Origin of the sequence: Sphingomonas sp. (genome assembly GCF_032114135.1) — a bacterium.
Classification (GTDB): Bacteria; Pseudomonadota; Alphaproteobacteria; order Sphingomonadales; family Sphingomonadaceae; genus Sphingomonas.
Window position 1 is genome coordinate 2,223,345 of sequence record NZ_DAMCTA010000001.1, and the last position, 19,180, is coordinate 2,242,524.

At 67.2% G+C, this 19,180-nt stretch carries 23 protein-coding genes; 2 read left to right on the forward strand and 21 right to left on the reverse strand.

From position 1 onward, the window contains the following. Positions 1–2 precede the first annotated feature (2 nt). The 5 genes from RT655_RS10500 to RT655_RS10520 all read right to left on the reverse strand — a co-directional run bounded on the left by RT655_RS10500 (position 3) and on the right by RT655_RS10520 (position 4,795). Positions 3–956: a J domain-containing protein gene (locus RT655_RS10500; protein WP_313536572.1), complete on the reverse strand. Its 954-nt coding sequence runs from the start codon at positions 954–956 to the stop codon at positions 3–5. Between the two features lie 112 nt (positions 957–1,068). Next, entirely contained in the window at positions 1,069–1,572 is a 504-nt protein-coding gene (locus RT655_RS10505; protein ID WP_313536573.1) for a hypothetical protein, read from the reverse strand. A 29-nt stretch (positions 1,573–1,601) separates the two neighbouring features. Beyond that, positions 1,602–2,978, reverse strand: coding sequence for a UdgX family uracil-DNA binding protein (locus RT655_RS10510; protein WP_313536574.1), 1,377 nt, complete (start codon positions 2,976–2,978; stop codon positions 1,602–1,604). 3 nt (positions 2,979–2,981) lie between these two features. Continuing rightward, complete coding sequence (locus RT655_RS10515; RefSeq protein ID WP_313536575.1) at positions 2,982–3,467, reverse strand: hemerythrin domain-containing protein; 486 nt, start codon at positions 3,465–3,467, stop codon at positions 2,982–2,984. 80 nt (positions 3,468–3,547) lie between these two features. Next, the gene (locus RT655_RS10520) at positions 3,548–4,795 is read right to left on the reverse strand and encodes a putative DNA modification/repair radical SAM protein (RefSeq protein WP_313536576.1); all 1,248 of its coding nucleotides are present in this window, start codon (positions 4,793–4,795) and stop codon (positions 3,548–3,550) included. A gap of 89 nt (positions 4,796–4,884) precedes the next feature. On the opposite strand from RT655_RS10520, the gene RT655_RS10525 reads away from it, so the two are divergent. Further along, a complete protein-coding gene (locus RT655_RS10525; RefSeq protein ID WP_313536577.1) occupies positions 4,885–6,090 on the forward strand; it encodes a hypothetical protein in 1,206 nt (401 codons plus the stop codon). A 6-nt stretch (positions 6,091–6,096) separates the two neighbouring features. Here the strand turns inward: RT655_RS10525 and RT655_RS10530 are convergent, their stop codons facing one another. The 11 genes from RT655_RS10530 to RT655_RS10580 all read right to left on the reverse strand — a co-directional run bounded on the left by RT655_RS10530 (position 6,097) and on the right by RT655_RS10580 (position 13,458). Further along, complete coding sequence (locus RT655_RS10530) at positions 6,097–6,507, reverse strand: hypothetical protein (protein ID WP_313536578.1); 411 nt, start codon at positions 6,505–6,507, stop codon at positions 6,097–6,099. A gap of 56 nt (positions 6,508–6,563) precedes the next feature. Beyond that, positions 6,564–7,097 (reverse strand): demethoxyubiquinone hydroxylase family protein, encoded by a 534-nt coding sequence (locus RT655_RS10535; RefSeq protein WP_093296131.1) that lies wholly within the window; start codon positions 7,095–7,097, stop codon positions 6,564–6,566. Beyond that, the gene (locus tag RT655_RS10540) at positions 7,094–7,588 is read right to left on the reverse strand and encodes a disulfide bond formation protein B (protein WP_409530251.1); all 495 of its coding nucleotides are present in this window, start codon (positions 7,586–7,588) and stop codon (positions 7,094–7,096) included. Before RT655_RS10540 ends, RT655_RS10535 begins: the two co-directional genes overlap by 4 nt. Beyond that, on the reverse strand, positions 7,585–8,913 hold the full coding sequence (locus RT655_RS10545; protein WP_313536580.1) for a S41 family peptidase: 1,329 nt from the start codon (positions 8,911–8,913) through the stop codon (positions 7,585–7,587). Before RT655_RS10545 ends, RT655_RS10540 begins: the two co-directional genes overlap by 4 nt. Positions 8,914–8,978: 65 nt before the next feature. Beyond that, positions 8,979–10,139 (reverse strand): peptidoglycan DD-metalloendopeptidase family protein, encoded by a 1,161-nt coding sequence (locus RT655_RS10550; protein ID WP_313536581.1) that lies wholly within the window; start codon positions 10,137–10,139, stop codon positions 8,979–8,981. Continuing rightward, on the reverse strand, positions 10,139–10,561 hold the full coding sequence (locus tag RT655_RS10555; RefSeq protein WP_313536582.1) for a 23S rRNA (pseudouridine(1915)-N(3))-methyltransferase RlmH: 423 nt from the start codon (positions 10,559–10,561) through the stop codon (positions 10,139–10,141). Before RT655_RS10555 ends, RT655_RS10550 begins: the two co-directional genes overlap by 1 nt. Before the next feature lie 24 nt (positions 10,562–10,585). Beyond that, positions 10,586–10,939, reverse strand: coding sequence for a ribosome silencing factor (gene rsfS / locus RT655_RS10560; protein ID WP_093296138.1), 354 nt, complete (start codon positions 10,937–10,939; stop codon positions 10,586–10,588). Positions 10,940–10,965: 26 nt separating this feature from the next. Next, a complete protein-coding gene (locus RT655_RS10565; RefSeq protein ID WP_121072598.1) occupies positions 10,966–11,625 on the reverse strand; it encodes a nicotinate-nucleotide adenylyltransferase in 660 nt (219 codons plus the stop codon). Beyond that, positions 11,622–11,906 (reverse strand): type II toxin-antitoxin system RelE/ParE family toxin, encoded by a 285-nt coding sequence (locus RT655_RS10570; protein WP_313536583.1) that lies wholly within the window; start codon positions 11,904–11,906, stop codon positions 11,622–11,624. Before RT655_RS10570 ends, RT655_RS10565 begins: the two co-directional genes overlap by 4 nt. Continuing rightward, positions 11,907–12,158: a ribbon-helix-helix domain-containing protein gene (locus RT655_RS10575; protein ID WP_313536584.1), complete on the reverse strand. Its 252-nt coding sequence runs from the start codon at positions 12,156–12,158 to the stop codon at positions 11,907–11,909. It abuts the gene before it with no gap. Between the two features lie 31 nt (positions 12,159–12,189). Next, the gene (locus tag RT655_RS10580; RefSeq protein WP_313536585.1) at positions 12,190–13,458 is read right to left on the reverse strand and encodes a glutamate-5-semialdehyde dehydrogenase; all 1,269 of its coding nucleotides are present in this window, start codon (positions 13,456–13,458) and stop codon (positions 12,190–12,192) included. Between the two features lie 15 nt (positions 13,459–13,473). Between RT655_RS10580 and RT655_RS10585 the strand changes: the two genes are divergently transcribed. Then, positions 13,474–14,595 carry a DUF3667 domain-containing protein gene (locus RT655_RS10585; RefSeq protein ID WP_313536587.1) on the forward strand — a complete coding sequence of 374 codons (1,122 nt, stop codon included), beginning with the start codon at positions 13,474–13,476 and terminating at the stop codon, positions 14,593–14,595. Positions 14,596–14,604: 9 nt separating this feature from the next. Here the strand turns inward: RT655_RS10585 and cyoD are convergent, their stop codons facing one another. Genes cyoD through RT655_RS10610 form a run of 5 tightly spaced genes read right to left on the reverse strand, consistent with a single transcriptional unit; the run spans position 14,605 to position 19,141 of the window. After that, positions 14,605–14,994, reverse strand: a complete 390-nt coding sequence (cyoD, locus tag RT655_RS10590; RefSeq protein WP_313536588.1) for a cytochrome o ubiquinol oxidase subunit IV — start codon at positions 14,992–14,994, stop codon at positions 14,605–14,607. Further along, on the reverse strand, positions 14,991–15,638 hold the full coding sequence (gene cyoC / locus RT655_RS10595) for a cytochrome o ubiquinol oxidase subunit III (protein WP_313536589.1): 648 nt from the start codon (positions 15,636–15,638) through the stop codon (positions 14,991–14,993). Before cyoC ends, cyoD begins: the two co-directional genes overlap by 4 nt. Then, positions 15,635–17,644, reverse strand: coding sequence for a cbb3-type cytochrome c oxidase subunit I (locus RT655_RS10600; protein WP_313536946.1), 2,010 nt, complete (start codon positions 17,642–17,644; stop codon positions 15,635–15,637). The genes cyoC and RT655_RS10600 overlap by 4 nt, the downstream gene beginning before the upstream one ends. 2 nt (positions 17,645–17,646) lie before the next feature. Beyond that, entirely contained in the window at positions 17,647–18,537 is an 891-nt protein-coding gene (cyoA, locus tag RT655_RS10605) for a ubiquinol oxidase subunit II (RefSeq protein ID WP_313536590.1), read from the reverse strand. Continuing rightward, positions 18,530–19,141, reverse strand: a complete 612-nt coding sequence (locus RT655_RS10610) for an isochorismatase family cysteine hydrolase (RefSeq protein WP_313536591.1) — start codon at positions 19,139–19,141, stop codon at positions 18,530–18,532. The genes cyoA and RT655_RS10610 overlap by 8 nt, the downstream gene beginning before the upstream one ends. Between the last annotated feature and the right edge of the window lie 39 nt (positions 19,142–19,180).

Sequence of the window (19,180 nt, forward strand, 5' to 3'; positions counted from 1 at the left end):
GGTCAGACGCCCATGCGTCCCCGCGGGTTCCCCTGGTTCTTCCATCCTTGCGCAAATTCGATGAGCGCGTCGTCGTCGACCGGCAGCTCGACCATCAGCGTGACGAACAGATCGCCACGCGCGCCGCCCCGCTTGTGGAATCCCCGCCCCTTGAGCCGCAGCACCTTGCCCGAGCTCGAGCCCTTGGGCACCGTCAGCATCACCGGACCGTCGGGCGTCGGCACGCGGACCTGCGCGCCCAGCACCGCCTCGCCCAGCGTCACCGGCAGGTCGAGCTTGATGTCGTCGCCATCGCGCACATAGAAACGGTGCGGCTGGATCTCGATCGTGACGATCGCGTCGCCGGCGCCGCCGGGGCCTTCCTCGCCCTTGCCGGCGAGGCGCATCTGGGTGCCTTCCTCGACGCCGGCGGGCAGCTTGAGGTCGATCGTCTTGCCGTCCTTGAGCGTGATCCGCTGGGGCGCGAGCCTGGCGGCATCCTCGAACGACACCGCCAGGCGATAGGCGATGTTGGCGCCCTTGGGCTGCGGTCGCCGGCCGAAACCGCCGAAACCGCCGCTGAAGCCGCCGCCACCGCCGCCGCCGCGCTTGCCGCCGCCGAACAGCCCTTCGAAGATGTCACCGATATCGGCCTCGCCGCCGCCGCCGAAATCGAACTGGCCGCCACCGGGACGAAACCCGCCCGCGCCGCCGCCCGCGCCTGCTCCCGCACCAAAGCCGAACGGGGCGATCGGGTTGCCGTCCCCGTCGATCTCGCCGCGATCGAAGCGGGCGCGCTTGTCCTTGTCGGTCAGCAGGTCATAGGCCTGGGTGACCTGGCTGAACTTCTCCGACGCCTTGGGATTGTCCTTGTTGCGATCGGGGTGCAGCTCCTTGGCGAGCTTGCGATAGGCCTTCTTGATCTCGTCCTCGCTCGCGCTGCGCGCCACCCCGAGCGTACCATATGGATCTGCCACCAAAATCCCCAATGCGTGCAATACCGATCGCCCGTCCCTTACAGGACGGGGGTTAAAGCCCAAACATCGGCGTGCGGATCGTTTCGCGCAAGAGGCGCGGCGCTATGCGCGCCTAGCGGCACTTGGCCTCGCGGAGGGTGTAGTGCGCGAAGGGCGTCTCCTTGCCCACCTTGTCCTTCGCCGTGATCTGCCATTCGAGCGCGCGATCATGCTTGCGCCACCGATTGACGAAGGCGGCGTCGGGATAGGCATAGGTGATCGTGAAGCCGTCGCCGGTCAGCGCGCCCTTGCCGGTGGCGGTAAAGGCAGCGCCGAAGCTGTCCGCCCAGAGGCCGGCAACGCCGCCGTCCTCGCCGACCGCGCCGAAGAGCAGGTGGGCGGCATAGCGATCCTTGGCATCTGCGACCGCCACGCTGGTGGCGTCGATCGCGAACATCGTCCGCTCCAGCGTGGGATACGCCGCGAGCGTGAGCGTCACCGGCTTGCCCCGCACTTCGCCTTCGCCCTGCCAGCAGCCGCTCAAGGCGAACATCGTCAGCGGTATCTTCGAAAAATCCTGCGCCGATGCGGAGAGCGGCAGCAGCAGCGCGAGCGCGGCGCCCAATATCGTCTTCATCATGCGCCCCTTTGACGCGGCTTCCTGCTCTAGAGCAAGGCCCAGGCGCCGCGCAGATCGGCGACGAAATCCTGGTACGCCTGCGCCGCCGCCTCGGCATCGGGCAGGCGAAGGAGGTAACTGGGGTGGACCGTCACCCAGCCGGCGCCGCCTTCGGGCAGTGCGAGCTTCTGGCCGCGCAGCCTGGAGATGGTCGCGGCCTTGCCGGTGATCTGGCGCGCCGCGGTCGCACCCAGCGCCACGACCAGCTTGGGGCGGACCAGTGCCAGTTCCTGTTCGTACCACCAGCGGCAGGCGGTGATTTCGCCGGCATCGGGCTTGGCGTGGATGCGCCGCTTGCCGCGCGGCTCGAACTTGAAGTGCTTGACCGCATTGGTGACGTAGACGCGGGCGCGATCGATGCCGGCCTCGTCCAGGGCGCGGTTGAGCATCTGCCCGGCGGGGCCGACAAAGGCGCGGCCGGCGAGATCCTCCTGGTCGCCGGGCTGTTCGCCGACCAGCATCATGTCGGCGTCGAGCGGCCCCTCGCCGAACACGGTCTGGGTCGCCGGCTTGTAGAGCGGGCAGCGGGTGCATGCCGCCGCCTCGTCGCGTAGCGCCTCCCAGGCGCCCTCGACATTGCCGCCGATCGAACTCCGCGCCGTCTCCACCATCGCCGTCTCCCGTGCCCGGGCACCGGCCACGAGCTCCTTGACCAACGCGGTTTCGGGCATGTTTTTCCAATATTTGCGCGGCATCTCCTTCAGCATCGCGCCGGTCTTGAGACGGGCGGGATTGAAGATGGAGGCGTAATAGGTCTTCCACACCGCCTCGACCGGATCGTCGGCGGGCGCATCGCCGCGGGTGGCGGCAGGGCCTTCGCTGAGCGTGGTGCCGTCCCAGTGGATGGAGAGTTCGGGGGTGAGGATCGACCAGCGCATGCTCGCGAACCGCTCGACGAAGAAGCGGGCATTGGCGCGAACGATGTGATGCTCGGGTTCGAACCAGGCGATGAAGCGCGGTCCGCTTTCGTCGACCAGCTCGCGGAAACGGACGAAGGCGCGCATCTTGTGGATGTCGCGGCGCACCGCCTTGGCCATCAGCTCCAGCCGGCGGACCAGCGGGTCGGCACGGTCCTCGATCCGGTGCGGATCGGTGGCGAGCAGGGTGTATAGCAGCGAGAAACGCTGCGGGTCCGAATGGAGGAGGACCGCCTGCGCCAGCTCCACGAACGCCTTGGGAACGCGCAGAGGCGTCCCGCTGGCGACCGGCGGCGGCGGGGCGGCCTCGGCGGCGAACAGATCGCCGCCGCCTTCGCCTACCCGCCACACCACCTCGGGGGGCGCGACATGCGCTTGGGCCAGCGCCCGCGCCGCATCGCGCCAGCCCTCGAAATCATCCTCGGCGGCTAGCGTTACGGCGCGCAACGCTTACTCGCGCTCATCGCCCGGCGGGTGGGCTTCGGCGCGCTCCAGTTCCTTGGGCTTGCGCTGCTCGAAAATCTTGCCCAGCCGCTCTTCCTCTTCCGACGACAGCGCCTTCTCGGCGGTGGGGAACATCTCTTCCTCTTCCTCGTCGATATGGTGGAGGTAGCGGTCCTTCATCTCGCGGAACTTGGAGAGCCAGGCCGAGGAGGACATCTCGATGTCCATCAACTCGCCGAGCAGGTCGTCGACTTCCTTGTGCTCGGAAACCGAATGCCGCGCGTCTTCGCGCAGATCGGGGTTGGCGAGCATCGTCGCGTAAAGCGACTCTTCCTCGGCCGCGGCATGCGACTGGAGCTCGAGGCGAAGTTGTTCGAACAGGTCGCGGCGCTCGGCGCTGTCGCCCGAAGTGGTGTCGATCTTGGCGATCAGATCGCGCTGGCGATCATGATCGGCGATGAGGTCGGCGAAGATGCGGGGCTGGTCGGCCATATGGGTATCTCCCTGGTTTCCCAGCCCCAACCGGCAGCCCTGCGCTAGGTTGCTCCCGCGAGTCGTTCGCAAGCCCGGCATTATGCGGCGAACAGCTCCAGCTGCTCCTTTTTGGGCGCGATCCAGGCGCGCAGATCGGCCTTGTCGGTCAGCGCGACGGGGCGCCAGTCGGCGGTGACGATGAATGGGCGGATCTTGGCCAGCGAGACGGTGAGCCGAGCGACATCCTCCAGTCGCAGCCGCCGCCATTTGCGCGCGGCGAGGATCGAGGCAACCGCCTTGGTCCCCAGCCCCGGCACGCGCAGCAGCGCCTCGCGCGGGGCACGGTTGAGGTCGACGGGGAATCGGTCGCGGAAGCGCAGTGCCCAGGCGAGCTTGGGGTCGATATCGAGCGGCAGCATCCCCGTGGCCGGGTCCACCGCCTGCGCGACTTCGTCCGGGCGATACTCATAGAAGCGCATCAGCCAGTCCGACTGGTAGAGCCGGTGCTCGCGCATCAGCGGCGGGCGCTGGAGCGGCAGCACCGTGCTGGCATCGGGGATCGGGCTGAACGCCGAATAATAGACGCGGCGCAGACCGAAACGGCCGTACAGCCCGGCGGCGCGATCGATGATATCGCCATCGGTCGCCGCATCGGCGCCGACGATCATCTGGGTCGATTGGCCGGCGGGCGCGAACTTCGGCGCCGAACGATAGCGCTTCCGCGCATCCGCTCCGTCCTCGATTGCGCTGCGCATGCCCGACATCGCGCCTTCGATCTGCGGCGCCGATTTCTCGGGCGCGAGCCGCTTGAGACCGGCAACGGTGGGCAACTCTACATTGATCGAGAGGCGATCGGCATGAAGCCCGGCCTGGTGGATCAGCGCCGGATCGGCATCGGGAATCGTCTTGAGGTGAATATAGCCGCGGAAATGATGGTCTTCGCGCAAGCTCCGCGCCACCTCGACCATCTGCTCCATCGTATAGTCGGATGAGCGGATGATCCCCGAGGAGAGGAAAAGCCCCTCGATATAATTGCGGCGGTAGAAATTGAGCGTGAGCTCGACCACCTCGGCGGGCGTGAACCGCGCGCGGCGCACGTTCGAGCTCTTGCGATTGATGCAATAATGGCAATCGAAGATGCAGCTGTTGGTCAGCAGGATCTTGAGCAGGCTGATGCAGCGGCCGTCGGGCGCATAGGCATGGCAGATGCCCATGCCGGTGGTGGAGCCCAGCCCCTTGCCGTCCTTGGACGTGCGCTTGGCCGTCCCCGAGGACGCGCAGGACGCATCGTATTTCGCGGCATCGGCAAGAATCGCCAGCTTTGCACGGGTATCGAGTTGCGCCATAGCGTTCTTTCTATGTTCTCAAACACCTGCTGTCCAGATGGACGGTCGGCCATCGGCCCTGTAGCAGCGCCGATCGGAGGGTTTCGGGCATGATTCAACGGATCGACGGGCGCGTGCTGGCGCTGGCACTCGGCATGGCCTGCACGTGCCTGCTCGGCTGGTTGTTCAAGGCGCATTGCATGCCGCAGGGCTGGACCGGCGCGATCCAGTATATCAGCGGCTGCTACAGCGATGCGCCGCCCTTCTGGGGCGAGCGCCATGTCGGCGCGGGGCGGATCCCCTATTTTCAGACGCCAATGGAATATCCGGTGCTCACCGGGCTGCAAATCTGGATCGAGGGCGCGCTCGCCCGCGGCCTGTTCGGCGCGGGTGCGGACGGCGCGACTTTCCTGGCCGCAGTGTCGCTGGGCAATGCGCTGCTCGCCGCGCTCATCCTGACGATGTTCGTCCGCGCGGGGCTGGACCGGGTGCGGCTGTGGCTCTGGGCGTGCGCGCCGCCGCTGATCCTCTATCTCGGGCATAACTGGGATCTGGGCGCGGTGACGCTGGCGGTGGCGGCGATGCTTGCCGCGCGCCGACAGCGACTGGTGCTGGCTGCCGCGCTCGCCGCGCTGGGGGCGGCGGCAAAGCTGTTCCCGGTGCTGCTGCTGCCGCTGATCGGGCTGGCGGCGCTGACCGCCCCGGGGCAGGCCTGGCGCATACGGATGATGACGGCAGCACGCTGCGCGCTGGCCGCGATCGGTACCTGGGCGGCGGTGAACCTGCCGGTCGCGCTCGCGGCACCGGAGAACTGGTCCGAATTCTACCGCTTTTCCGCAGCGCGCCCAGGCACCGTCGCCGCCACCTGGTCGGTGCTGTCGGACCAGGGCGTCTGGGTGACCGGGACGGCCCAGCGCAATCTCGCCGCCTCGTTCGCATTTCTGCTCGGGGCGACGGCGATCGTCGGGTTGGGGTGGCGCAAGCATCGCGAGCGGCTTTTGGTGCTGTTCACCCCGGTGCTCGCCTGGTTCCTGCTCACCAACAAGGTCTGGTCGCCGCAATTCGACCTTTGGCTGTTCCCGCTTCTGGTGATGACCGGCCCGCGCCTCACGCCGATCGCAGTGTTCGTGATCGGCGACATCGCGGCTTATGTCACCGAATTCTGGTGGCTCGCCGGCCTGGCGAACGCCTGGCCCTATGCCACCCAGCAGGACATCATGATCGCCGCGAGCGTGCGCGCGGTGGCGATGCTGTGGCTGATCGCCGATGCGGTGCGGCTGCCGGCGCCCGCATGGATCACGCGCGCGCCGGCCTGACCCCGATCAGGGCAGCGGCAGGTCCGTCTCGGCCTTCTTCTGCGCGCGACGCTCGGCCCGCGCGGCGGTCGCACGCTGGACGAAGCAGCCCGTGCCGCCGCCCGCACCGGTGGTCGAGCAGCTGCCGGTGCCGAAATTGCCGGTGGTCAGCGCGTCCTGCTGCCGCACGGCCCAGGATTGGCCCTTTTGCGGATCGGTCGGGGTGGTATCGCGGATGTTCTTGGGGATGCGGAAGCGCTCGCCCTCGTCCAGCCGCTGGCAGACCACGATCTCCTCGCCATTCTTGTTGGTCGGGCACTTGTCGTTGCCGTAGATGATCAGCACGCCGTTCTGGACGGCATTCTGCGCATGCGCCGGCGCGGCGGCAAGCAGCGGCGCCGCAACGGCCGCGGTGATGATGGCGATCCTCTTGAGCACCCTGTTCCTCCTGTATTGGCCCGCCACCCTGAAGCCGCGCGCCTGAATAGCCGCTGTCAGATCCGCTTCGACACGCCGATCGCGAACCGGCAGCCTGCCCGGATCAGCGCCGAGAGCACCGGATAGCCGGGCGTGCTTTCCGCGCCCGAGGCGATCGCGGTGTCGCGATGCTCGATTTCCTCATCGCGGAATCGCGCGACAGCGTCGCGGAGTTCCGGATCCTCGTCGCCCAATTGCTCGAGCTGCTGCTGATAATGGAGATCGATCTCGGTCTCGATCGCCGCGGTGCAGGCCATCGCCGCCTGCGGGCCGAGCGCCGCGGTGACGACGCCGAGCCCGAAGCCCGCCACGTCCCAGAAAGGCTGGAGCACCGTCGGGCGAACGCCGCGCCGGGCGATCAGCGCGTCGAAAAAGGCGCGATGATGTTCTTCCTGGTTGGCCATGCCGGCGATGGTGCGCGCGGTGGGCGTGCGATCGCCCATCACCGCGAGCTGCCCCGCATAGATTCGCGTCGCGCCATATTCGCCGGCCTGGTCCACCCGGACCATGGCGTCGTGCGCTTCCCGACGATCGCCCGGCTTCCAGCTCATCGCACTGCCTTTCGCGTTGCGAGCAGCGCGATCAGCACCGCGCCGCCCAGCGAGAAGATGGCGTTATAGCCGGCGAGGCTGATTCCGAACATCGTCCATTGGGGCACGTCGCAGCGGACGATCGGCGCGCGCAGCGCCTGGGTGAGCATCTCCATCGGCGAGCCCTGCCGCGGCGCGGCGGTGCATTCGGTAATGCCCTGCCACCAATGATATTCGGTGCCCGCATGATACACGCCGATCGCGCCGCTCAGCGCGATCAGCAGCGCGGCGAGCAGCACCAGCGCCGCCACCTGCCGCCGCCCGCGCACCAAGAAGGCGAGACCCGCCACGATGATCGCCGCCAGATGCGGCCAGCGCTGCCACACGCACATCTCGCATGGCACCAGGCCGCCGATGAACTGCGAGCCGATCGCCCCGCCGAGCAGCGCCAGCGGCAGCAACAGCGCCAGCCAGCGCGCGAGCACCGGCACGTTGCGCGGCATGCGGCTCACTTGGCAGCACTCGCCGCCGGCGCCTTGCCCAGCCGGGCAAGCGTCTGCACCGCATAATTGAGCTGGAAGTCGATGATGCCCTTCTTCTTCAGCTCGTCCGCGGTGGCGGTGAAGCGCGGATCGGGCGTGTCGTCCGATTCCAGCACGCTGTCGTCCACCTTCTCCATATTGATCAGGTGGCGACGCAGATCGGCCTCGCGCAGTTCCGGCCGCGACTTGTAGTCGGGATCGCTCAACTGCGGCACGGCGATGTCGGGCTTGATGCCGCCTTCCTGCACCGAGTGGCCGGAAGGCGTGAAATAGCGCGCGGTGGTGAGGCGCAGCGCGGCGTGCGGGCCCATCGGCAGGATGGTCTGCACCGATCCCTTGCCGAAGCTGCGTACGCCCAGCACCAGCGCGCGGTGATGATCCTGCAGCGCGCCGGCGACGATTTCGGAGGCAGAGGCGGTGCCGGCATCGGTCAGCACGATCACCGGCAGCCCCTTGGCGAGATCGCCCGGGAAAACGCTCTCGGCATAATAGCGCTCGATATCGGTCTTCTCTCGACCGCGTTGCGAGACGATCTCCCCATGGTTGAGGAACACGTCGGAGACGCCGATCGCCTCGGTCAGCAGCCCACCGCCATTGTTGCGCAGATCGAGGATATAGCCGAGCGGCTTGTGGCCCAGCTTCTTGTCGATCTCCTGGATCGCCAGCGCGGTGTCGCCGCCGGTATGCGCGGTGAAGGTGCTGATGCGGATGATGCCGATGCCGTCCTTGACGTCGGCCTTCACCGATTTCTGCGTGATGATCTCGCGGGTCAGAGTGAACTGCAGCGGCTTGTCGGCGCCGGGGCGGACGATGGTGAGCGCGATCTTGGTGCCCGGCTTGCCGCGCATCTGGGTGATCGCCTCGTCCAGGCTGCCGCCGACGATGAACTTGCCGTCCAGATGGGTGATGTAGTCGCCCGCCTTGATGCCGGCGCGCGCGGCGGGGCCGTCGTCGTTCGGCGCGATCACCTTCACCGCGCCGTCCTGCTGGGTGACGGTGAGACCGAGGCCGCCGTAATTGCCTTCGGTCTGGATCTTGAGATTGTCGAAATCGAGCCCGTCGGCATAGCTGCTGTGCGGATCGAGCGCCGCCAGCATGCCTTCGATCGCGCCCTTCACCAGCGTCTTGTCGTCGACCTTCTCGACATAGTTCGCCTTCACGGTGTTGTAGACTTCCATGAAGGTATCGAGCTCGCGATAGCTGCTGGTATCGACCCCCGCCATGGCACCGGATGTGATGGGAATGATCGCAAGTGCGCCGACGGCGGCGGAAACCTGTAGAAACGAACGCAGCATCAAGAGACTTTCCGGAAGGGCGACCCTGGTAATGTAGGCGAGACTAGCGGGATTTGCACGCGGTGTCAGTCGAGCAATTGGGTCAGGTCCAGCGGCTGCCCGCGGCGGCGTAGCTCGACGGTGATACGCGGGCCGGCGCTGCCGAGGGTTGCGCCTTGCGCGACCTTGGCGCCGGGGCGAACGGCCAGCGTGGAAAAGCCGGAGATCAGGCTGGTCCAGCCCTTGCCATGGTCGACGATCACGACCTGGCCATAGCCGGCGAAGGGCGCGGCATAGGCGATGGTGCCGGCGGCGGGCGCGACCACCGAGGAACCCGGCTGCACCGCGAAGCTGGGTCCGCGCGCACGGACGCCGGCGGGGGAAATCTCGCCGAAGCCGGTGACAAGCTGGCCGGTGACGGGCAGGCGATAGGGTCCGGGGCCGGTTGCGCGATCGGCCGAGGCGCCAGGCCGGGGCAGCGGGCCGTTGAGAACCAGCAGGTCCGATCGCACCTGCGCGGCACTCTGGCTGCGGTCCTGCTCGGCGGCGAGGTCGCGGGCCTTCTCGCCCAGTGCCAGGGCGCGGTCCGATTCCACCAGCGCATCGCGGCCCAGCGTCATCGCGCGCAGCCGATGCTCGGATTCGAGCTGGAGCGCGGCCAGTCGCCGCGATTCGAGTGCGGTGCGCCGGGTGCGCAGCTCGGCGACTGCCTTGCTCGCCGCGACGCGCAGTGTCTCGGAGCGCGCCAGGTCCGCCCGCACCCCGGCACTCCGCGCTTCGATCGCGGGCAACAGGCTGGCCAGCGTCGCGCGGACATGGACGAGGTCCTGCGCCGATCCCGGCTGGGCGAGCGCCAGCACCGCCGGGCGCCGCGCCATCGCCTGCAGCGCGGCGACGAGTTCGATCGCGGGTCGCTGGCGTTCGGCAAAGGCGGTGCGCTGGCGGGCGAGCAGTCGGTCGAGCAGCGCCACGCGCGCTTCGGCCGCGGCCTGCTCGGCTTCGGCCGCCTTGATCCGCTGCGCTGCTGCCGCCTGTTCGGCACGGGCGCGGGCTTCGCTATCGCGCTCGCCGGCTGCGGCATGATCCAGTTCGGCGGCGCGCCGTTCGGCGGCCTGCGCTGCCTGCGACGCTTCGGTCACCAGGCGCGCGGTCTGTTGGGTAGCGTCGAGCTGGGGCTGGGCGAGCACGCCGGTCACGCCGATCGCGATCAGCGCCGCCGCGATGCCGAGGCCGCGCGCCGGGCCCATCAGCCTTCGCGGTGATAGGGATGGTTGGCGAGGATCGAGACCGCGCGCCATAGCTGCTCGGCAAGCATCGCGCGCGCCATCATGTGCGGCCAGGTCGCTTTGCCGAAGCTGAGCAGCATGTCCGCTGCCTGGCGATCGGCATCGTCGAATCCGTCGGCCGCGCCGATCAGGAAGCGCGTCTCGCGCACCCCGTCGTCGCGCCAGGCGCCGAGCCGGGTCGCGAGCGTCTTGGAGGGCAGGTTCTCGCCCAGTTCATCGAGCATCACCACCCGGGTGCCGGGGGCGAGCACCGGCATCTTGCCACCGGTATCGGGCAGTTCGGTGACGCGCGTGCCCCAGGTCACCCGCTTCAGATAGCGGTCGACCAGGTCGGCCTCGGGGCTGCGCCCGATCCGGCCGCGCGCGACGATGTGCAGCAGCATTGCGCGCGGACCTTCGGGATCAGATCAGGCCTGGCCCTCGAACGACCACATCCGCTCGAGATTGTAGAAGCTGCGCACTTCCGGGCGGAACAGGTGGACGATCACATCGCCCGCGTCGATCAGCACCCAGTCGGCGGCCGGCAGGCCTTCGACGCGGGGCGTGCGGCCCTGCTCGGCCTTGATCTTATCGGCCAGCTTCATCGCCATCGAGGCGACCTGCCGGGTCGAGCGACCCGATGCGATCACCATGTAATCGGCGATGCTGCTCTTGCCGGCGAGCGGGATCGAAACGGTTTCCACCGCCTGATCGTCCTCCAGCGAGGTGAGCACGAGCCTATGCAGCGCTTCGACGCTGTCGGCGTCGTTCGAACGCTGCATATTGGGGGAAGTGGCCAAGGTTGCTCCTAGTCTAACGACTGTCTGTGCAAAGTGAGTGGAGACGGCGCCGGCCCTTCCTTTTCCATATCCGGAGAGGTGCCGAGGAATCGCCGGTGCCAGGCGGGATCGGCAGCCCGAAGGCGTGTTGCCGACGTCGGATCGGGGCGGAAGCGCAACAGCACAAGTGCCGGCAATCTCCATCGCGTCCAATGTTTCGCCTGGCCTGCGGGCCGCACAGCGCGCCGCAGCCAACCCATTGCAGGACTTGCATGGGCGCCCCTGTCATACCCCGGACGCGCGATAACCGCAATCGGAACCTGACGGGCGATGTGCCGCCACCGTTCCCAGCGATGGAACTGCGCGAGATTGTCCGCGCCCATCAGCCAGATGAAGCGGTGATTCGGGTAGAGCCGAGGCAGCTTGGTGAGCGTGTCGGCGGTATAGCGGGTTTTCATCCGCTTCTCGATCGCGGTGGGGCGGATCGGCGCATGCCGCGCCATCGCCCGTGCCGAGGCCATGCGCGCCTGGAACGGCGCCATGCCCGCCTTGTCCTTCAGCGGATTGCCGGGCGATACCATCCACCACACTTCGTCGAGATCGAGCGCGCGCAGGGCATGGAGCGACAGCCGCCGATGCCCGCGATGCGCCGGATTGAACGAGCCCCCAAGAAGTCCGATGCGTTTCATTGCCGTCCAGTCAGATCGCGCGCGCCATGCAGGATGCGGAGCACGCGGATGTGATCGGGCGTGACCCGATAGAAGAGCAGATAGGGGGTTTTAGGTACACGCCATTTCCGACGTCCGCGGATCGTGAGCGGTCCCGCCTCGGGCAGCTCCGCAAGAAACGCGCCTGCCGCGACGATGCGTTCGACCAGCTCGACGCCAAGTGCCGGGTCGCTGGATTGATGATGGCGCATGATCGCGTCGAGATCCGCCAGGGCGAGGTTTGCCCATCGAAGGTCCGCCACTCAGGCCGCCGGACCGCGCCGCAACTCGGCCACCAAATCCTCCATCTGCGCCTGCGTCCGGAATTCGCCGTTATCGATCTGACGTTCGGCTTCGTCCAGAGAATCGAGCAACTGCGTCTCTGCGGCGACGAACGCCTCGATGGCCTGCGAGACCACCCAGGACCGCGACCGGTCCATCCGCTCTGCCAGACGATCCAGCTGATCCGAAATCGCTTCCGGAACACGACCCGTGATGACGGCGGTCTTGCTCATACAGACAATGTATACAAGCGATACACCGCGTTCAAGGCCGCGCCTGGCCGGTGCCAAGGACCAGCCATTTGTAGGTCGTTAGCCCCTCCAGCGCCACGGGTCCGCGGGCGTGGAGGCGGCCGGTGGAAATGCCGATCTCGGCGCCCAGCCCGAATTCGCCGCCATCGGCGAACTGGGTGGAGGCGTTCCACATCACGATCGCGCTATCCACGCCGTTCAGGAACCGCGCCGCCGTTCCCGCATCCTCGGTGATGATCGCATCGGTGTGGTGCGAGCTGTGCGTTGCGATGTGCGCCAGCGCGCCCGCCACGCCGTCGACCAGCTTCACCGAGAGGATCGCCTCGAGATATTCGGTATCCCAGTCTTCGTCGCTCACCGGCCGCACGCGCGGGTCGAGCGCCTGCACCTCGGCATCGCCGCGCAGCTCGCAGCCGGCTTCGGCTAGCGCGGCGAGGATCGGTTTAGGATCGGCAAAGCCGCGGTCGATCAGCAGAGTCTCGGTCGCCCCGCAGATGCCGGTGCGGCGCATCTTGGCGTTGACGACCAAGTCTCGAGCCATCGCCGGATCGGCAGCGCGATCCACATAGCTGTGATTGATCCCGTCGAGATGGGCGAGTACCGGCACGCGCGCCTCGGCCTGCACGCGTGCGACGAGGCTCTTGCCGCCGCGCGGCACGACCATGTCGATCAGCCCCTCGGCGGTGAGCATGGCGCCGACCGCCGCGCGATCGGTCACCGGCACCAGTTGGATGGCGTCGGCGGGCAGGCCTGCCTCGGTGAGCCCTTGGACAAGCGCGGCATGGATCGCGCGGTTGCTGCGGATCGCTTCCGAGCCGCCGCGCAGGATCGCGGCGTTGCCCGACATCAGGCACAGGGCGCCCGCATCGGCGGTGACGTTGGGGCGGCTCTCGTAGATGATGCCGATCACGCCGATCGGCACGCGCAGCCGCTTGAGCACCAGGCCGTTGGGCCGCGTCCGCTCGTCGAGCACGCTGCCGACGGGATCCTCCAGACCGGCTACCGCTTCGATCCCGGCGGCCATGCCCTCCACGCGCTTGGCATCGAGCAGCAGCCGGTCGAGCATCGCGTCGGACAGTCCGTTCGCCTTGCCGGCGGCCATGTCCTCGGCATTGGCGGCGAGGACCGCGGCCTGCGACGCGCGGATCGCGGCGGCGGCCGAGCGCAGCGCCTGTGCCTTGGCCGGGCTTGGCAGCGCCGCCAGCACCGTGGCGGCGGCGCGGGCGCGGCGGCCCATGTCGGCGATCAGCATCTGGGTGTCGGGCGTGTCACTATCGGCCATGTTGCGGATGCTAGCATGGGCGTCGCGAAGCTGATAGCCTCGGGCGCCATGGGGGAATTCGACGCAGCCGGCGAACTGGTAATGGGGGGCATGCTCGGCCATGCGGTAGAACCGCACGCCGGGGAAAGCCATGGGTATGGTGGCCACGGGCACGGCACGATCTGCCTGAATTGCGGGACCGCGCTGGTCGGCCCGCATTGCCACGAATGCGGGCAATCGGGGCATGTCCACCGCTCGCTGGGCGCGATCGGGCACGAGCTGCTCCACGGGGTCGCGCATTTCGAGGGCAAGATGTGGCGCACGCTGCCGCTGCTCGCCTGGCGGCCGGGCGACCTGACCCGCCGCTACATCGCTGGCGAGCGCGCCCGCTTCGTCTCGCCAATGGCGATGTTCCTGTTCTCGATCTTCACGATGTTCGCGATCTTCCAGATCCTCGGTATCTCGATGCCGACCGACCTGGAGACGCCGACAGCGCGGCCCACCGCCGCGCTGCAGCGCGCGCTCCAGCACAGCGAAGCAGGTCGCGCGAAGGATATCGCCAAGCGCGACAAGCTTGCCGCCGGCGACAGCGGTCGCGCCGAACTGGATCAGGATATCGCGAAGGCCGATCGCGAGATCGCCGCGATCAAGGCTGCCACCGCACAGATCGCCCCGATCGAAGCTGTTGCGGGCGACGACGACGTCATCAAGCATGTTAATACCGGCTGGTACACGCTCGATCATGGTGTCGAGAAGTGGCAGAAGAATCCGTCGCTGATGCTCTACAAGCTACAGTCCAGCATTTACAAATTTTCGTGGCTGCTGATCCCCCTTTCGATCCCGTTCGTGTGGCTGCTGTTCTTCTGGAAGCGGCAGTACAAGCTCTACGACCATGCGGTGTTCGTCACCTATTCGATCGCAGCGATGTCGATGCTGTTCATCGTCGTTACCCTGCTCGCCGCGATGCGCGTACCCCGCGATGTCCTGGTCTGGATTGCCCTGCTCGTACCGCCGATCCACATGTGCCGGCAGCTGAAGCAGGCCTATGGCCTGGGGTGGCGCTCGGCGATTTTCCGGACCAGCCTGTTGCTCTGGTTCATCGGCATCATCGCGTCGCTGTTCCTGCTGATCCTGGCGTTGCTCGGCATCATGGGCTGATCCGGCGGATCACGGGAAACCGTGCATCTGCCGGCCCATCGGCATCATGTTGTGGTCGAGGTGCCCCAGGATCCACACCGATCCGCCGATCAGCAGCAGCACGACCAGCGTGCCGAAGGCGAGCGCCAGCACGTTGTTGGTGTTGTCCGGCCCGGTGGTGACGTGGAGGAAGAAGACCAGATGCACACCCATCTGCGCGATGGCGAGCACCACCAGCGCCATCGGCACTGCCGGCCGCCAGACCAAGGGCAGGTTGACCATCGCGAAGGCCGCCGCGGTCAGCAGCGCGGCGAGCGCCAGTCCGACCGCATAGCCGCTGGTGCCGCCAGCGAATTCCTCGCCCTCTGCGGCTTCGTCGCCGGGTGCGGTATCGCCGCTGTCGATTTCGCGCTCGCTCATGGCGCCACTCCCATCAGATAGACCATGGTGAAGATGCCGACCCAGACGATGTCGAGCGCGTGCCAGAACAGGTTGAAGCACATCAGCCGCCGCTGGATCGGCGGCCGGAAGCCCTTCACCCAGAGCTGCGCCATCATCGTGCCCAGCCAGAGCAGCCCCACCGCGATGTGCAGCCCGTGCAAGCCCACCAGCCCGTAGAAGGCCGAGAGGAAGGCGCTGCGCTGCGGGCCGGCGCCCTTGCCGATCATCTCGGCGAACTCGGTCAGCTCAAGCCCCAGGAATACCGCGCCGAGCAGTCCGGTGGCGAGCAGCCAGAGCTGTGCGTGCAGCAGCTTCCGCTTCTCCGCCGCGACCCCGGCCAGCCCGCAGGTGAAGCTGGAAAGGAGCAGCGCCGCCGTCTCCAGCGCCACGCGACCCTGGCCGAACAGTTCGTGGGGGCTCGGGCCCCCGGCAGTCTGTTTGGCGAGCACCGCATAGGCGGCGAAGAAGCCAGAGAAGAGGATGATGTCGCTGAGCAGGTAGATCCAGAAGCCATAGCCCACCGTGGTGCGCTTGCTCGCCGGGCCGCCCTCGCCGCGGCCGGTGTTGCTGTCGCCCCCGCCGCCGCGGCCGATGCGATAGGGATCCTGTGCCTTGGCGCTCATGCCGGCTGCTCCGGATTTTCCCGCAGCCACTTGTGGCGCGCGGCGCGGCGGGCGCGATCGATCCGCGCCACCTCCTCGGCCGGGATTTCCTTCTCCTCCTGGTCGCGCCAGGCGAAGACCACGAAGGTGGCATAGGCGCCGACAAAGCCGAGCGCCGCCAGCCACCAGATCATCCAGATCATCGCGAAGCCGATCAGCGTGGCGAAGAAGGCGGTGACGACGCCGGTCGCGCTGTTGCGCGGCATCTCGATCGCTTCGTACTTCGGCTCATCGGCAAGACCTTGGCTCTCGATCGCCTGGCGCTTGATCGTCCAATAGGGCTCTTCGCCGTGTACCTTGGGCAGCACCGCGAAGTTGAACGCGGGCGGCGGCGAGGTCGTCGCCCATTCGAGCGAGCGCCCGTCCCAGGGATCACCGGTTTCGTCCCGCAACGCCTCGCGGTTGCGGATGCTGACGACGATCTGGATGATCTGCGAGGCGACGCCGAGGATCATCACCCCGATGCCCGCCACCGAGACGTAGAGCCACGGCGCCCATTCGGTGAAGTCGATATGCTGCAGCCGCCGGGTCATGCCCTCCAGCCCCAGCACGTAGAGCGCGCCGAAGACGATGAGGAAGCCGGCAAGGGTCAGCCAGAACGCCATCTTCCCCCAGAATTCGTCGAGCCGGAAGCCGAACGCCTTGGGGAACCAGTAGGTGATGCCGGCAAAGGCGCCGAAGATCACCCCCGAGTTGATCACGTTGTGGAAGTGCGCGACCAGGAACATCGAATTGTGCAGCATGAAGTCGGCCGGCGGCACCGCGAGCAGTACCCCGGTCATGCCGCCGATGATGAAGGTCATCATGAAGGCGAGCGACCACAGCATCGGCGTGGGGAAGCGCAGGCGGCCGCCATACATGGTGAACAGCCAGTTGTAGATCTTCACGCCGGTGCCGACCGCGATGATGCTGGTGGCGATGCCGAAGGCGGCGTTGACGTCCGCCCCCGCCCCCATCGTGAAGAAATGGTGCAGCCACACCGTGAACGACACGACAACGATGAACAGCGTCGCCGCGACCATCGAGCGATAGCCGAACAGCGGCTTGGACGAGAAGGTGGAGAAGATCTCCGAGAAGATGCCGAACGCCGGCAGGATGAGGATGTAGACCTCCGGATGCCCCCAGGCCCAGATGAGGTTGACGAACATCATCATGTTGCCGCCGGCTTCGTTGGTGAAGAAATGGAAGCCGAGATACCGGTCCAGCGCCAGCATCCCCAGCGTGGCGGTGAGGATCGGAAAGGCTGCGACGATCAGCATGTTGGCGCCGAGCGCCGTCCAGCAGAACATCGGCATGCGGAGATAGCCCATGCCCGGCGCGCGCAGCTTGAGGATCGTCGTCACCAGGTTGATGCCGGACATCAACGTGCCGACACCCGAGATCTGGATCGCCCAGACATAATAATCGACGCCGACCCCGGGCGAGTAGGTCGTCTCGCTCAAGGGTGCATAGGGCAGCCAGCCGGTGCGGGCAAATTCGCCGATCACCAGGCTCATGTTGACCAACAGCGCGCCCGAGGCGGTGAGCCAGAAGCTGGTCGAGTTGAGCGTGGGGAAGGCGACATCGCGGACGCCAAGCTGGAGCGGCACGACGAAGTTCATCAGCCCGATCACCACCGGCATCGCGCCGAAAAAGATCATGATCGTGCCGTGCGCGGAGAAGATTTGGTCGTAATGTTCGGGCGGCAGATAGCCCTGGGCATGGCCGATCGCGCTCGCCTGCTGGGTGCGCATCATTATCGCGTCGACAAAGCCGCGCAACAGCATGACGAGGCCGAGCAGCACGTACATCACCCCGATCCGCTTGTGATCGACCGAGGTGATCCATTCCTTCCAAAGGTACGGCCAATGCCCCTTCACGGTGACCCAGCCAAGCACGGCGAACAGCGCCAGCGCCACGCCGCCGGCCGCGATCAGCGGAATCGGCTGGCTGAACGGAATGGCCGACCAGGTGAGCTTACCGAGCATCTTCACTCCGCCGTTCCGGGAGAAATCTGGGGTTGGCCGTCGCGGCCCTGTTCGGGGCCGGGGGCGGGCGGGAGGTGTTGCGCGACGATCATGTCGAACAGGCCCGGTTGCAGCGCGCCCCAATGCTTGCGCGGCTCGTTCTGGCTCTGCCGGGCAAGCACGCGATAGGCGCGCCCGTCGAGCAGACCGCCCGCCGCCTTCACGCCGGATACCCAGCGGTTGAACTCCGCCACCGGCACCGCCTGCAACCGGAAGTGCATGTCCGAAAAGCCATCGCCGCTATAATGCGCGCTCTGGCCGTAATAGCTGCCGGGCTGGTCGGCCTGCAGGTGCAGCGTCGTCGCCATGCCGTTCATCGTGTAGATCTGGCTGCCCAGCCGCGGCACGAAGAAGCTGTTCATCACGCTTGCCGACGTTAGGCGAAAGCGGATCGGCACGCCCGCGGGCACCATCGCCCCGTTCAGCGTCGCGATCCCTTGCGCGGGATAGACGAACAGCCATTTCCAATCGAGCGACACCACCTGCACCTCGAGCGGCGGCGTCTTCTCTGCGAGCGGCTTGGCGGGATCCAGCGCATGGCTGCCGATCCAGATCAGCCCGCTGAGGAACAGGATGGTCAGCAGCGGGATCGACCAGACGATCAGCTCGATACGGCCGGAATAGACGAATTCCGGCCGGTACTTGGCCTTGCCGTTGCCGGCGCGGAACCACCAGGCGAAGACCAGGGTCGCGATCATCGTGGGGACGACGATCGCCAGCATGATCGCCAGTGAGTCGAGCAGGATGATGCGGTTGTTTGCACCGATCGGCCCGCCCGGACGCAGGATGCTCGCGCCGCTGCAGCCGCCGAGCAGCAGCAACAGGGGAAGAAGACGCGCGCTGCGCTCAGGCATGTTCGGCCTCGGCGAGCCACTGGTCGGGCGATCGCGCGCTGATCGCGGCGGTATCGGCACCCATGCTCTGCGCGATGATCTCCAGTGCCCAGCGGCCGCGATCGTCGTCCTGCGTCGCCACCGCGTCCTCGGGCACCCAGAGCGCATAGTCACGCATGTGCGCGTCGCCCGCGGTGAACAGCACGCAGATATCCGTCGCGACCCCGGTCAGCACCAGCCGCCGCGCGCCGAGCTTGGGCAGCAGCACCGGAAGGTTGGTCGCATAAAAGCCGGAGAATTGCGGCTTGAGCACGAAATAGTCGCATTCGCGCGGCTTGAGCTTGGCCAGTCCGTCGGGGGCGCCGTCCAACCCCTGTTCGATCAGCCGCGACTTTTCCGAATGCCATTCGCCAAAATTATCGTTGACGTAGACCGTCGGCAGGTCGGCCGCGTCAAAGGCATCGCGCAGTTTCAGGATCGGCCCGGCGATGGCGTCAGCGCGGGCGCGCAGGTCGTCGCCGCCCTCGAAGTCGAAGGTGTTGATCATGTCGATGATCAGCAGCGCAGCGGTGGCGCCGCCCTGATCGCGCGCAGGTGCGGTGGCGCCCGTTTCGGGTTCTTCCATGGGACAGCGCTCCTCCTGTCCCGCCAACGACGCGTGCGC